This is a genomic window from Massilia sp. METH4 (genome assembly GCF_037094685.1).
GTDB lineage: Bacteria > Pseudomonadota > Gammaproteobacteria > Burkholderiales > Burkholderiaceae_D > Rugamonas.
In genome coordinates, this window is the sequence record NZ_CP146614.1 from 3873940 (window position 1) to 3888221 (window position 14282).

Sequence of the window (14282 nt, forward strand, 5' to 3'; positions counted from 1 at the left end):
TGCCGAAGCGCACAAGTGGTTCAGGCAAGCAAACCGCGATTATAAGCGAACCCCCGGTTTTCTGAATTGGAAGGCCTGAAGAGGCCGGGATGGCTTAAAATAAGCGCAATAGAAATACTTACCTTGGCGCAACACACCCCGCGCCCTTCACCATAGTTGTAGCAATGAGCAAATCCACGCAACAGACGAGCAATTCCTATCGGCGCAAGACAACCGAGCGACAACCGTTGCCGAACCGGCTCGTACGCCTGCTGTCCGAGGCGCGCTGGTTCGCGCTCGTCGTCGCCTCGCTGTATTTCTTTATCATCCTGGCCAGCTACCACAAGGGCGACCCCGGCTGGTCGCACGCCAGCCTGGTGCCGGACGTGAAGAACCTGGGCGGCCGCGGCGGTGCCTGGCTGTCCGACCTGATGCTGTACATCTTCGGCTTCTCGGCCTGGTGGTTCTGCGTGTACATCGTGCGCTTCGTCTGGCGCGGCTACCGGCGGCTCACCAACAAGTTCGTGCTGGAGCAGGAAGAGGATGAAGAGCACAGCCACGAGCCCGTGATCCGCCTGATCGGCTTCGTGTTGCTGCTGACCGGCAGCATGGGCCTGGAATACCTGCGCATGTACTCGCTGCCGGTCGACCTGCCGCGCGCGCCGGGCGGCGTGCTGGGCCAGCTGATCGGCCATGCGGCGCACGTGGGCCTGGGCTTCACGGGCGCCACGCTGGTGCTGCTGCTCCTGTTCGGCATGGGCTTTTCGCTGTTCTTCCACGTGTCGTGGATGACGGTGGCCGAGCGCATCGGCGCGGGCATCGAGACGGCGATCGAGTGGGTGGTCCTGCGCTACGAGGACCGCCAGGACCGCCGCCAGGGCCAGGCCGCCACCGTGAAGCGCGAGGAAGTGGTGGTGAAGGAGCGCGAGAAGTACGTGGAGAAGCACCCCGTGGCGGAGCCGGTGCTGAAGGTGGAGCCGCAGATGGTGGTGGTGCCGAAGGCCGAGCCGCGCGCCGAACCGCGCGTTGATCCGATCGCGAAGGAGAAGCAGCAGCCGCTGTTCACCGAGGCCGACCTGCCGCCGCGCGAAAAGCCGACGCTGTTCCAGAACATCGACAATACCGACCTGCCGCCGCTGGCGCTGCTCGACGAGCCGCCGCCGGCGCAGGAAACGATCTCCATCGAAACGCTCGAATTCACCAGCCGCCTGATCGAGAAAAAGTTGTCGGACTTCGGCGTGGAAGCCAAGGTCGTCGCGGCCTATCCGGGCCCCGTCGTCACGCGCTACGAGATCGAGCCGGCCACCGGCGTGAAGGGCAGCCAGATCGTCAACCTGGCGCGCGACCTGGCGCGTTCGCTGTCGCTCACCTCCATCCGCGTGGTCGAAACGATCCCCGGCAAGAACTACATGGCGCTGGAGCTGCCGAACTCGAAGCGCCAGATCGTGCGCCTGACCGAGATCCTCGGCTCGAAGGTGTACAACGACAGCGCATCGGCGCTGACCGTGGCGCTGGGCAAGGATATCGCCGGCAAGCCGGTGGTGGCCGACCTGGCGAAGATGCCGCACCTGCTGGTCGCCGGTACCACGGGTTCCGGTAAATCGGTGGGTATCAACGCCACGATCCTGTCGCTGCTGTACAAGGCCGACCCGCACGACGTACGCATGATCCTGATCGACCCGAAGATGCTGGAAATGTCGGTCTACGAAGGCATCCCGCACCTGCTGGCGCCCGTGGTGACGGACATGCGCCAGGCCGGCCATGCGCTGAACTGGGCGGTGAACGAGATGGAACGGCGCTACAAGCTGATGTCGAAGCTTGGCGTGCGTAACCTGGCTGGCTACAACGCGAAGATCGCGGAGGCGGCCAAGAAGGAACAGCATATCCCGAACCCGTTCTCGCTCACGCCGGATGCGCCGGAGCCGCTGGAAAAGCTGCCGACGATCGTCATCATCATCGACGAACTGGCCGACCTGATGATGGTGGTCGGCAAGAAGGTGGAAGAGCTGATCGCCCGTATCGCGCAAAAGGCGCGCGCGGCCGGCCTGCACTTGATTCTCGCCACGCAGCGCCCATCCGTCGACGTGATCACGGGCCTGATCAAGGCGAACATCCCCACGCGTATCGCGTTCCAGGTGTCGTCGAAGATCGACTCCCGCACGATTCTCGACCAGATGGGCGCCGAGACGCTGCTGGGCATGGGCGACATGCTGTACATGCCGCCGGGTACGGGCCTGCCGATCCGCGTGCACGGCGCCTTCGTGTCCGACGACGAGGTGCACCGCGTGGTGGCGCACCTGAAGGAACAGGGCGAGCCGAACTACGTGGATGGCATACTCGAAGGCGGCACGCTGGAAGGCGAGGGCGGTGGCGGCGGCGACGGGGCCATGGCGGGCGAGGGCGGTGGCGAAGCCGACCCGATGTACGACCAGGCCGTGCAGGTGGTGCTCAAGCACCGCCGCGCCTCGATCTCGCTGGTGCAGCGCCACCTGCGCATCGGCTACAACCGCGCGGCGCGCCTGCTGGAACAGATGGAACAGAGTGGCGTGGTCTCGGCCATGCAATCGAACGGCAACCGGGACATCCTGGTGCCCGCCGCCTCCGCGGAATAAATAGGATAAATAATATGAAGCGTTTCATGCTGGCCGCATCGGTTTCGTTGACCTTCGCGGCCTCCTTTGCGGGCGCCGCCCACGCGGCAGCCCTGGACCAGTTCAAGTCCTTCGTGGCCTCCACCAAGTCCGCGCGCGGCGAATTCACGCAGACGATGACGAAGAACGTCGACGGCGCGAAGAAGACGTCCGCGCCCTCCACGGGCACCTTCGTGTTCGCCCGCCCGGGCAAGTTCATCTGGACTTACCAGAAGCCGTATGAACAGGTGCTGCAAGCCGACGGCGAGCAGCTGTACATCTACGACAAGGACCTGAACCAGGTGACGGTGAAGAAGCTGGGCGATGCGCTGGGCTCCTCGCCGGCCGCGATCCTGTTCGGTTCCAATGACCTGGAAAAGAATTTCACCCTGTCCGAAGCGGGTGCGCGCGACGGCATGGAATGGCTGAAGGCCGTGCCGAAGGCAAAGGACACGAGCTTCGAACTGATCTCGATCGGCTTGAAGAACGGCCAGCCCGAAGCAATGGAGCTGAAGGATAACTTCGGCCAGGTGTCCACGCTGGCATTCAAGAAGTTCGAGAAGAACCCGGCGCTGGGCGCGACCGCGTTCAAGTTCGACGTGCCGAAGGGCGCGGACGTCGTCAAACAGTAAGGCACTCATGGCCGATCTCTTTTCCGCCGAGCCGCGCCAACCGCTGGCCGAGGCGCTGCGCCCCAAGACGCTGGACGAAGTGATCGGCCAGCAGCACCTGCTCGGCGAAGGCAAGCCGCTGCGCCTGGCCTTCCAGGCCGGCAAGCCGCACTCGATGATCCTGTGGGGCCCGCCCGGCGTCGGCAAGACCACGCTGGCACGACTCACGGCCAATGCCTTCGACTCGGCGTTCATCGCGCTCTCCGCCGTGTTCGCGGGCGTGAAGGATATCCGCGCCGCGATGGAACAGGCGCAGCAGAACCTGGACCAGTTCGGCCGCCACACGATCCTGTTCGTGGACGAGATCCACCGCTTCAACAAGGCGCAGCAGGATGCGTTGCTGCCGTTCGTGGAATCGGGCCTGGTCACGTTCATCGGCGCCACGACGGAAAATCCCAGCTTCGAAGTCAACTCGGCACTGCTGTCGCGCGCCCAGGTCTACGTGCTCAAGTCGTTGACCGACGCGGAGATGCGCCAGCTGCTGGAAAAGGCACGCGCATCGGCGCTGTCCGGCCTCACGTTCGACGACGTGGCGATCGACACGCTGGTCGGCTTCGCCGATGGCGATGCGCGCCGCTTCCTGAACCTGCTCGAACAGGCCGACACGGCGGCCCGTTCGGCGCGCATCACGCACATCGACGCGAAGTTCGTCGAGAACGCGATGACGTTGAATGCCCGCCGCTTCGACAAGGGCGGCGACAACTTCTACGACCAGATCTCGGCGCTGCACAAGTCCGTGCGCGGTTCGCATCCGGACGCGGCGCTGTACTGGTTCTGCCGCATGATCGACGGCGGCGCCGATCCGCGCTACCTGGCGCGCCGCATCATCCGCATGGCGTGGGAAGACATCGGCCTGGCCGATCCGCGCGCGCTGACGATCGTGAACGACGCCGCCGAGACCTACGAGCGGCTGGGCTCACCCGAGGGCGAGCTGGCGCTGGGGCAGGCCGTCGTCTATCTCGCCATCGCGGCCAAGTCGAACGCCGGCTACAACGCCTTCAATGCGGCGATGGCGTTCGTGAAGAAGGACAAGTCGCGCGAAGTGCCTGTCCACCTGCGCAATGCGCCGACGAAGCTGATGAAGGAGCTGGGGTACGGGCACGAGTATCGCTATGCGCATGACGAGCCGAATGCCTATGCCGCCGGCGAAACCTACCTGCCGGACGGCATGCCAGAGCCGCGCTGGTACCAGCCGGTACCGCGCGGGGTGGAGAGCAAGATTGCCGAGAAGCTGGCGTGGTTGAGGGAGCTGGATCGGCAGGCGGGGGAGGAGTAACCGCCCGTCAGTCCTGGGCGCGCCCCTTGCGGCGGCGGGCCCAGCCGACCATCGCGAGGCCGGCGCCCAGCATCGCATATGTGGCGGGCTCGGGCACCGGGCTGAGCGGATCGAGGCGCACGTCGAAGCACTCGTCGCTGTCTGCGCGGCAGCCCATGCCAACGAACTGGCCGAGCGAATTCATGCCGTCGACCGAATACAGGACTTGCCAGCCATCCTCGGACGCGATTTCGTCCAGGCCGTAGGTTTCGCCGTTGAGCAAGGCCAGGCGCCCCGTGTTGCTGCTCCAGGTGTCGCCGCCCATGGCGTAGCCGCGCGCATAGTCGATGCCGGCGATGTAGCCGAGATCGTAAGGGTAGCTGACGACACCATCCTTGATGTGATAGCTGACGGCGCCGCCGAAATCGTTGGTCGAGTAGCCGCCGGAATATCCGCCGTCCGGCTCGAAACTGTAGACCGGCCGGTTGGACGGCGTTTCCAGCTTCGTCATCACCCCGTTCTCGTAGATGAAGTTGTACCAGGTGCCAGTCGCATCCTGAGAGCGGCCGAGCACGCGGCCGTTCGCATCGATGTCTGAAACGGAACTGTCCCGGCCGCCAAGCGTGCCGACATCGACCAGGCCGCCGCTTTCTGTCCAGATGAAGCCATGCGATGCGCCGCTTGCCGTCCTCGAGTAGCCGAGCACGGTACCGTTGTCGGTGATCCTGTGGGCAGACGTGTAGTTGCCGCCGAATGAGCCCAAGTCCCGCATCGTGCCGTTGCTGTACAAGAACGCGCGCGTCTCTTCGCTCGCGTTCGTGGAAGTGCCGACGACTTGTCCCAGGTTGTTGATGTCGAAGCCACTGCTGTCCCGGCCGCCAAGCGTGCCGAGCACGGTCTGCTGGTTACCGGTCAGGATCGCGGCCTGCCGCCCCAGACCGACGTAGTGCCACTGGAGGATCTGGCCACGGTCGTTGATCCCGCCCGTTCCCTCCTGGACCGGCAGGATGACGACATTGAATTTTGGCGGCGTCGCAGCCACCGCCGAGCCGGCCAGCAGCATCGCGGAACAGAACACGGTCACAAAACGCATATCTTCCCCATGAGTATGAGCCGGCCAACCCGGCATGGTCTGGATCATATGTCGGCCGGAAAAAAGATGCAATTTTGATATTAACTTGCGGTTTGCCAGTCGTCGAGGACACAATGGCCCTGCGCGATCGTGCCGGTCGCGGCGCACCGTCAAGCCGGCCGCGGCCAGGTTGCGCGCTTCGTTGCTGCGAAGCCATGAGGAAAAGCGCCGCGCAGGTACCGCCGGGTACCGCGCGGGGTTCAAGCCGGCCGGGAAGGCAGCGTGGTTGAGGGAGCTCGACCGGCAGGCCGGGAAAGAATGGACCTCGTCAGGCGCGCTGCTTGCGGCGGCGCGTCCAGGCGAGCATCGCGAGGCCGGCACCGAGCATCGCGTACGCGGCTGGTTCGGGCACCGGGCTGAGCGGGTCGAGCCGGATCGACGTGCACCCAATATCGACACGGCACCCGGTGCCGATGATCTGGCCCGCATCGTTGATGCCATCGATCGTGAAGAAATCGCTCCAGCCCGGTTCGTCGACCAGGTCGTCCAGGGAGTACGGACCGCCCTCCGGCGTCGTCAGCCGACCGAAGAGGGTCAGCTCGGCATCCATGCCCACGGCGTAGCCGCCGGCATTCACGGCCTGCACCGAGCCCAGGCCGAAGGGATAGGAAATCACGCCATCCTTGATCACATAGGAGTAGCCGCCACCGAAATCACTGGTGGCCTTGCTGCCGTAATAGCCGCCGCCAGGCATGAACCCGCTCACGGACAGGCCGAGCGGCAAGTCCAGCGCGGTCATCGTGCCATTTTCGTAAAGGAAGTTGCGCCACTCTCCGCTGGCCGTCTGGGCCGCGCCCAGCACCCTTCCCGACGCGTCGATATCCGACACATAGCTGCCCGCGCCGCCGAACGTGCCGATATCGACCATGCCACTGTTCTCCGTATAGATGAACGCGTGCGCGTCGCCATTCGCGAGCCTGGACGTGCCGACGATGGTGCCCGCGTCGTTGATGTACTGCGCCGAGCTGTAGTCGCCGCCGAGCGTGCCCAGGTCTTTCACGGTGCCATTGCGGTAGACATACGCGTGCGTCGTGGTGTTGTCGGCAAGCCGCGAAGCCCCCACGATCTGGTTAGCCGAATTGATGTCGCTCGCCACGTTCTCGGTCCCGCCGAGCGTGGGGATGAAGCTCTGCGACGAGCCATCCGTGTAGGCCGCCCGGCGTTGCCCGAGAACGTATCCGATGACTTGTGTCGCGACGCCACTATTGTTGATGGCAGTGGCCGTTCCATCCTCACCAGGAAGCACGACGACCGTATAACGCGGGGCCTCGGCGGCCATTGCGGTCGAACCGTACAGCGCCGCCAGCAAGGGGACGCTCAGGAAGGTGGCAGACAAAGCGCGCATAGCATTCTTCTCCAGGAAAGCCGACCATTCGGCGATGCGCTATCGTATAGACACTTTGAAATTGATGCAATTTTGACATTAACTATCGAACCGCCAGCCACTTCCGCCGCCGTGGCCGGGCGGTGGTGGGCGCATGCTATATTGCTGGCGATCGCATACCAACAAGGAGTTACATGAGCGTGCAGCATATCGCCGGGGTGGAAGTCCGCATCGACGGCACTGGCCCCGCCACCATCCTCATGCTCCACGGCTGGCCCGACACCGCGGCCATGTGGGAACCCCAGGTCGCCGCCTTTTCCCCATATTTCCGATGCGTACGCTTCACCTGGCCCGGCTTCGAAACCGGCGCATCCCGCAAGGAATATCCGCTCGATGACCTCATCGGCCTGTGCGAACAGGTCGTCCGCGAAGTCAGCCCCGACAAGCCCGTAACCTTGCTCGTGCACGACTGGGGCTGCCTGTTCGGCTACCAGTTCGCCATCCGGCATCCCGAGCGCGTGGCGCGCATCATCGGCGTCGACATTGGCGACGGCGGCTCGAAGGCGCACCTGGACGAGATCGGACTGAAGGGCAAGCTCGCCATCGTGAGCTACCAGCTCTGGCTGGCGGCGGCATGGAAGATCGGCGGCGGCATCGGCGAATCGATGACGCGTTCGTTCGCGAAAATGGCAAAGGTGCCGGTGCGGCCCGATGCGCTCACCGTCGAGAAGAATTACCCGTACTATTCGACCTGGACAGGCAAGTACAAGGGCGTGAAGCCGTTCCGCCCCACGTGTCCCATGCTGTTCATCTATGGTACGCGCAAGCCGGTCATGTTCCACTCGTCCGCGTGGCTGGCCGAGCTCCAGGCGAAACCCGGCAGCAAGGTCGTGGCCATGGACACCGACCATTGGCCCATGCTGCGCCAACCGGAATCCTTCAACCGGCTCGTGCTCGAATGGCTCGGGCCATCCACCTCAATGGAAAGCATCGATGCACTACCTGCTGACTTATGAACTGGCCGACGGCTATCTGGAACGCCGTGCCGAATTTCGCGACGAGCACCTGAAGCTGGCATGGAATGCCGTCGAGCGCGGTGAGCTGCTGCTGGCCGGCGCGGCCGGCGATCCGCCCGATGTCGCCCAGCTCGTCTTCACTATCGACAGCCCGGCCATCGCGGAAAGTTTCGCGGCCGCCGACCCGTATGTGAAGCACGGCCTCGTCAAGCGGTGGACCGTGCGCAAATGGCACACCGTTGTCGGCGAGTTGGCCAGCTCGCCAGTGCGCTGATACTTCGTTCGGACGGTGAAAACGTTTGCCGTCCGGTTAGTTCCCCAGCAGTAATCCCCATCTGATTTTTCTCAGTCGCGCCTTTGCGCGCGCGCAATCATCGGGGCTCCAAGCAGCCTAAGCTGTGATCCTGGTCAAGCGATATCCGGCGCTGTTTTCACGCAGCTCATTGCGCGTTTTGCGCGCTTCGTCGCACGCCCGTGGAGACGCGGAACGCCTTTAGGTACAGTGCAAACATCCCGGGACGACCTGTAACCACGACACCCATCGGAGCCCATCATGAACGTACTGAAACACATGGAAGCCATCTTCTTTGCCGCCGCCGCGATCGGCGTGACCGCCGCCGTCGCCACGAGCGAACCGCAACCGCTGCTCGTTGCCGCCGACCGTCCGCTGTTCATTCATCCGGACGTGAAGATGCCCGTCGTCACCGTCAGCGCCAAGCGCCTGAGCCCTGCCGAAAAGGCCGAGCTGATGTAACCCGGCCGGCCCGGCAGGGCCGCACGCCGGGGAGGGCGCAAAACTCCAGGGAAGTGGCATCGACTTGGTACAATTGCGGTTTCGACATTCGCGGCAATTCTTCCATGATTGACATCCAACTTCTCCGTAAAGACATCGACACCGTGGCCGCCCGCCTGGCGACCCGCAAGTTCCAGCTGGACGTTGCCGGATTCACCGCCCTCGAATCCGAGCGCAAGGCGATCCAGACGCGTACCGAGGAATTGCAGGGCAAGCGCAATTCGCTGTCCAAGCAGATCGGCATGTTGAAAGGCAAGGGAGAAGACACGTCCGCCGTGATGGCGGAAGTGGCCGGCATCGGCGACGAGCTGAAGAACAACGAAGTCGCACTGGCAGCCTTGCAGCAAAAGCTCCAGGCCTTCTTGCAAGCGGTTCCGAACCTGCCGCATGAATCCGTCCCCGTGGGCACCGACGAATCGGCCAACGTGGAAGTGCGCAAGGTCGGCACGCCGCGCACCTTCGACTTCGAAGTGAAGGACCACGTGGATGTCGGCGCCGGGCTCGGCCTGGACTTCGACACCGCCACCAAGCTGACCGGCTCGCGCTTCTCGCTGATGAAGGGCGGCATCGCGCGCCTGCACCGCGCGCTCGCCCAGTTCATGCTCGATACGCACGTGGACAAGCACGGCTACACCGAGTGCTACACGCCGTACATGGTCAACCCGGATTCGCTGTATGGCACCGGCCAGCTGCCGAAGTTCGAAGCCGACCTGTTCTCGGTGAAGAAGGGCGGTATCGAAGGTGAGGGCGAGACCTTCTACCTGATCCCGACTTCCGAAGTGACGCTGACGAACACCGTGCGCGACGAGATCGTTCCCGCGGACGCGCTGCCGATCAAGCTCACGGCGCACACGCCATGCTTCCGCTCCGAAGCGGGCAGCTACGGCCGCGACACGCGCGGCATGATCCGCCAGCACCAGTTCGACAAGGTCGAGATGGTGCAGATCGTCCACCCGGAAAAATCGTACGAAGTGCTGGACGAGATGGTGGGCCACGCCGAAACGATACTGCAGGCGCTGGGCCTGCCGTACCGCGTGCTGTCGCTGTGCACCGGCGACATGGGCTTCGCTGCCGCCAAGACCTTCGACCTCGAAGTGTGGCTGCCGGCGCAGAACACCTATCGCGAAATCTCGTCGCTGTCGAACTGCGAAGCCTTCCAGGCCCGCCGCATGCAGGCCCGCTTCCGCAACGCGCAGGGCAAGCCCGAGCTGCTGCACACGCTGAACGGCTCCGGCCTGGCCGTGGGCCGCACCTTGGTGGCCGTGCTGGAAAACTACCAGCAGGCCGACGGCAGCGTGGAAATCCCCGAAGTGCTGCGCCCGTACATGGGCGGCCAGACGCACCTGAAGGCTTGATCATGCTTCCTGTGAAGGGCTTTTGCAGATAGCCCTTCCATTTTGCTTGCGGGCTGCTATAATCTTGCCTTCTCGCAGCGATGTGAGAAAGGAGAGGTGGCAGAGTGGTCGAATGTACTTGACTCGAAATCAAGCGATGGGGCAACCCATCCGTGGGTTCGAATCCCACCCTCTCCGCCAGAACAAATAAAAACGGGCTCCCCTGCGGGAGCCCGTTTTTATTTGTTCGGACGGCAGAGGGTGGGATTCGAAGACTCGCGCTTACCAGCGCGGGGCTCTCCGAATCGCCACTTTGCCGCAGCTTCGCTGCGGCTTCGCGCGCCGAGGGCGCGCGGCGCCTGCGTCATCTTTCGGCGAGCTCGCCACGAGGACGGCACTTTGCCGCGCCCGCGCGGCGCCGCCAGCGCTTCGCGCTGGCGTCCTCCCCCTGACTAGGCTCTACGCCTCCGCTCCGCTCCCGGCGCTTCCAACGCTCTTGCGCTCCCGCGCTCCCGCGCTCCCGCGCTCCCGCGCTCCCGCGCTCCCGCGCTCCCGCGCTCCCGCGCTCCCGCGCTCCCGCGCTCCCGCGCTCCCGCGCTCCCGCGCTCCCGCGCTCCCGCGCTCCCGCGCTCCCGCGCTCCCGCGCTCCCGCGCTCCCGCGCTCCCGCGCTCCCGCGCTCCCGCGCTCCCGCGCTCCCGCGCTCCCGCGCTCCCGCGCTCCCGCGCTCCCGCGCTCCCGCGCTCCCGCGCTCCCGCGCTCCCGCGCTCCCGCGCTCCCGCGCTCCCGCGCTCCCGCGCTCCCCCCGCTCCGCTCCCATCGCTCCCACACGCATACGCATCCGGTCCTCCCGCCGCCATCCGCCCCCCGATTCACCTCAAAGAATTGACGAGCAACACCCATTGCTATAGAATCCGTGCCTCTTGAGTTGCAAGCAGTTCAGCGCAACGCGAGAAGGAGAGGTGGCAGAGTGGTCGAATGTACTTGACTCGAAATCAAGCGATGGGGCAACCCATCCGTGGGTTCGAATCCCACCCTCTCCGCCAGAACAAATAAAAACGGGCTCCCCTGCGGGAGCCCGTTTTTATTTGTTCGGACGGAAGAGGGTGGGATTCGAAGACCAGGCCCTACCGGGCCTGGGCTCTCCGAATCGCCACTTTGCTGGCGCTCCGCGCCAGCCTCGCGCGCCGAGGGCGCGCGACGTGTGCGTCATCGTTCGACGAGCTGGCCACGAGGACGGAAGAGGGCGGGATTCGAAGATCTGGCCCTGTCGGGCGCCCAGGCCTTTGGCCTGGGCTCTCCGAATCGCCACTTTGCTGGCGCTCCGCGCCAGCCTCGCGCGCCGAGGGCGCGCGACGTGTGCGTCATCTTTCGACGAGCTGGCCACGAGGACGGAAGAGGGTGGGATTCGAAGATCTGGCCCTGTCGGGCGCCCAGGCCTTTGGCCTGGGCTCTCCGAATCGCCACTTTGCTGGCGCTCCACGCCAGCCTCGCGCGCCGAGGGCGCGCGACGTATGCGTCATCTTTCGACGAGCTGGCCACGAGGACGGAAGAGGGTGGGATTCGAAGATCTGGCCCTGTCGGGCGCCCAGGCCTTTGGCCTGGGCTCTCCGAATCGCCATTTTGCTGGCGCCTTGCGCCAGCCTCGCGCGCCGAGGGCGCGCGACGTATGCGTCATCTTTCGGCGAGCTGGCCACGAGGACGGAAGAGGGCGGGATTCGAAGATCTGGCCCTGTCGGGCGCCCAGGCCTTTGGCCTGGGCTCTCCGAATCGCCACTTTGCTGGCGCCTTGCGCCAGCCTCGCGCGCCGAGGGCGCGCGGCGTGTGCGTCATCTTTCGGCGAGCTGGCCACGAGGACGGAAGAGGGTGGGATTCGAAGACCCGCGCTTGCCAGCGCGGGGCTCTCCGAATCGCCACGGTGCGTCATTCAGACGTACGCGGCCCATTGCCGGCAGGCTGGCCATGCTCGTGCCTTTGAATGATGGGACTACTCGATGACATAACGGCGGTCGCGCCGCTGGCAGCGATGGCCGGTACGGGGCCTCTTTCTGCCGAGTGACTGGTTGGAGCGTTGATGGGCCACAGGAACCACATGGTGACGACGATAACCAGGATCAGCACCGGAACGATCTTGTTCATGTAGTGGCCTCCGAGCAGTGGAAGAGACAGTCTACATGCAATGCTGTGTCAAGGCATGAAAGGCCGACGGCCCCGTTGCTGCAATCAGCAAGGGCAGCTTTCCGGACGAGCCGCCTGTGCCCCGGAATCCGTGTCGAAAGTCTTTACACCATCCTGTGCCTTCGCTCGAACGTCCGCAGTGAAAACACTCGCAGGAATGCGCTGGCATACGAATTGCTGAGATGCGGTTTTAACCAACAGTCATTCCAATGCATTGGCCCATTGAACACAATTTGTTCGCGTCGACGAGTCCCTTGGGTGCGCTCGTGGCAGGGCTTTTCCGCCCGCTCGGTTACGCCCGGTTCCTGCAAATGCCAATGCGCCGCGCCAGAATCCACTGACATCGATGCGATATACCTATGAAATCACGGAACGTCCGGCAAGCTTCGGTGGAGGGTGGCGCTTGCGCTTGCAGGAGGACGGCCAGGAAGTAGGGGGCGGTGTCTTCCCGGCGCCGGCCGCCAGCGCAGCCGTTGTCGCGGCATGGTGGGCCAGCCTGGACGACGAACAGCGGGTTGCATGGCTCGACCTCAGCGGCGGAACGACACCGGCGGACGCGCATCTCGCCTTCACGCGCAAGCAGGCTTACCAGGAGGCTGAAGCTGCCGCGCTGGCGTGGTTGAGCATGCATGCCGCTCCCTGACGCGCTCGCTTCTACGCTCGCTTCTCAGCCAGTCGGGCGTCCATGTGGAATGCTTCAGCCGGCCAGCTCCCGCATCACGCTATACAGGTCGCTCTTGCCTTCGAAACCGATGCCCGGCAAGTCCGGCATGGTGATGTACCCATTCTCGACAATCACCCCGTCGGGGAACCCACCGAACGGCTGGAACAAGTCCGGGTAGGATTCGTTGCCGCCTAGGCCCAGGCCGGCGGCGATGTTCAGCGACATCTGGTGCCCGCCATGCGGAATGCAGCGCTTGGGCGACCAGCCGTGCTCGCGCAGCATGTCCAGCGTGCGCAGGTATTCCACCAGGCCATAGGACAGGGCGCAGTCGAACTGCAGCCAGTCGCGGTCGGCGCGCATGCCGCCGTAGCGGATCAGGTTGCGCGCATCCTGCATCGAGAACAGGTTTTCGCCGGTGGCCATCGGGTTCCTGTAGTAATTGCGCAGCGTGGCCTGCAGTTCGAAGTCCAGCGGATCGCCGGCTTCCTCGTACCAGAACAGGTCGTACTGCGACAGGGCTTTCGCATAGCTCACCGCGGTGTCGAGGTCGAAGCGGCCGTTGGCGTCCACCGCCAGCTTCTGGCCGTCGCCCAGCACGGAAAGGATCGAATCGATGCGGCGCAGGTCTTCGTCCAGCGACGCGCCGCCGATCTTCTTCTTCACCACCGTGTAGCCGCGGTCGATGTAGCTGCGCATCTCGTCCTTCAGCTTTTCATGGTCCTGGCCGGGGTAGTAGTAGCCGCCTGCGGCGTAGACGAATATCTTGCGATCGGCCATGCCGTTGCCGTAGCGGTCGGCCAGCAGCTGGAACAGCGGCTTGCCTTCGATCTTGGCCACCGCGTCCCACACGGCCATGTCGATCGTGCCGATCGCCACCGAGCGCTCGCCGTGGCCGCCCGGCTTCTCGTTGGTGAACATGCAGTTCCAGATCTTGTGCGGATCGAGGTTGGTGCCGGCATCGTCGACTAGCGAGGCTGGATCGGCTTCGAGGATGCGCGGGATGAAGCGCTCGCGCATCAGCGTGCCCTGGCCATAGCGGCCGTTGGAGTTGAAGCCGTAGCCCACGACCGGTTTGCCGTCGCGGATCACGTCCGTGATCACCGCCACGAGGCTCAGCGTCATCTTGCTGAAGTCGATGTAGGCATTGCGGATCGGCGAGCTGATCGGGAGGGTCTGTTCGCGGATTTCTACGATTCTCATGGGGTCTCCTGTATGGCGCGTGTGTTCGCGGCGGTATCGAAAGCCGTAGGTTAAGCGCAGCCAGCGGGCCTATAATTCTCCGGAAGTCAATTGATTAATGAATGCAGG

12 protein-coding genes and 2 tRNA genes are annotated in these 14282 nt (G+C 64.4%); 10 read left to right on the top strand and 4 right to left on the bottom strand.

Translation table 11 applies throughout. The features are described from left to right. Positions 1-164: 164 nt before the first annotated feature. Genes V6Z91_RS17065 through V6Z91_RS17075 form a run of 3 tightly spaced genes read left to right on the top strand, consistent with a single transcriptional unit; the run spans position 165 to position 4556 of the window. Positions 165-2591, top strand: a complete 2427-nt coding sequence (locus V6Z91_RS17065; RefSeq protein WP_338758887.1) for a DNA translocase FtsK 4TM domain-containing protein — start codon at positions 165-167, stop codon at positions 2589-2591. Positions 2592-2605: 14 nt separating this feature from the next. After that, the gene (gene lolA / locus V6Z91_RS17070; RefSeq protein WP_338758888.1) at positions 2606-3241 is read left to right on the top strand and encodes an outer membrane lipoprotein chaperone LolA; all 636 of its coding nucleotides are present in this window, start codon (positions 2606-2608) and stop codon (positions 3239-3241) included. 7 nt (positions 3242-3248) lie between these two features. Next, positions 3249-4556, top strand: coding sequence for a replication-associated recombination protein A (locus V6Z91_RS17075; RefSeq protein ID WP_338758889.1), 1308 nt, complete (start codon positions 3249-3251; stop codon positions 4554-4556). A 7-nt stretch (positions 4557-4563) separates the two neighbouring features. On the opposite strand, the gene V6Z91_RS17080 is transcribed toward V6Z91_RS17075, so the two are convergent. Together V6Z91_RS17080 and V6Z91_RS17085 are read right to left on the bottom strand one after the other, a co-directional pair. Then, positions 4564-5676 carry a PEP-CTERM sorting domain-containing protein gene (locus tag V6Z91_RS17080; protein ID WP_338758890.1) on the bottom strand — a complete coding sequence of 371 codons (1113 nt, stop codon included), beginning with the start codon at positions 5674-5676 and terminating at the stop codon, positions 4564-4566. Between the two features lie 259 nt (positions 5677-5935). Continuing rightward, positions 5936-7012: a PEP-CTERM sorting domain-containing protein gene (locus V6Z91_RS17085; protein ID WP_338758892.1), complete on the bottom strand. Its 1077-nt coding sequence runs from the start codon at positions 7010-7012 to the stop codon at positions 5936-5938. Positions 7013-7185: 173 nt separating this feature from the next. On the opposite strand from V6Z91_RS17085, the gene V6Z91_RS17090 reads away from it, so the two are divergent. From V6Z91_RS17090 to V6Z91_RS17115, 6 genes are all read left to right on the top strand, one after another. Then, positions 7186-8007, top strand: coding sequence for an alpha/beta hydrolase (locus V6Z91_RS17090; protein WP_338758894.1), 822 nt, complete (start codon positions 7186-7188; stop codon positions 8005-8007). Continuing rightward, positions 7985-8281, top strand: coding sequence for a YciI-like protein (locus tag V6Z91_RS17095; RefSeq protein WP_338758896.1), 297 nt, complete (start codon positions 7985-7987; stop codon positions 8279-8281). The genes V6Z91_RS17090 and V6Z91_RS17095 overlap by 23 nt, the downstream gene beginning before the upstream one ends. A 279-nt stretch (positions 8282-8560) precedes the next feature. Next, complete coding sequence (locus tag V6Z91_RS17100; protein ID WP_338758898.1) at positions 8561-8761, top strand: hypothetical protein; 201 nt, start codon at positions 8561-8563, stop codon at positions 8759-8761. 104 nt (positions 8762-8865) lie between these two features. Continuing rightward, entirely contained in the window at positions 8866-10155 is a 1290-nt protein-coding gene (gene serS / locus V6Z91_RS17105; protein ID WP_338758899.1) for a serine--tRNA ligase, read from the top strand. A gap of 90 nt (positions 10156-10245) precedes the next feature. Beyond that, positions 10246-10335, top strand: a tRNA-Ser gene (locus V6Z91_RS17110). A gap of 753 nt (positions 10336-11088) precedes the next feature. Next, positions 11089-11178 (top strand) — tRNA-Ser (locus tag V6Z91_RS17115). A gap of 877 nt (positions 11179-12055) precedes the next feature. Here the strand turns inward: V6Z91_RS17115 and V6Z91_RS17120 are convergent. Beyond that, positions 12056-12271, bottom strand: coding sequence for a hypothetical protein (locus tag V6Z91_RS17120; RefSeq protein WP_338758900.1), 216 nt, complete (start codon positions 12269-12271; stop codon positions 12056-12058). Positions 12272-12713: 442 nt separating this feature from the next. Between V6Z91_RS17120 and V6Z91_RS17125 the strand changes: the two genes are divergently transcribed. Further along, entirely contained in the window at positions 12714-12953 is a 240-nt protein-coding gene (locus V6Z91_RS17125; RefSeq protein WP_338758901.1) for a hypothetical protein, read from the top strand. A gap of 54 nt (positions 12954-13007) precedes the next feature. Here V6Z91_RS17125 and V6Z91_RS17130 read toward each other — a convergent pair whose 3' ends face one another. Then, on the bottom strand, positions 13008-14174 hold the full coding sequence (locus tag V6Z91_RS17130) for a mandelate racemase/muconate lactonizing enzyme family protein (protein WP_338758902.1): 1167 nt from the start codon (positions 14172-14174) through the stop codon (positions 13008-13010). Positions 14175-14282 lie beyond the last annotated feature (108 nt).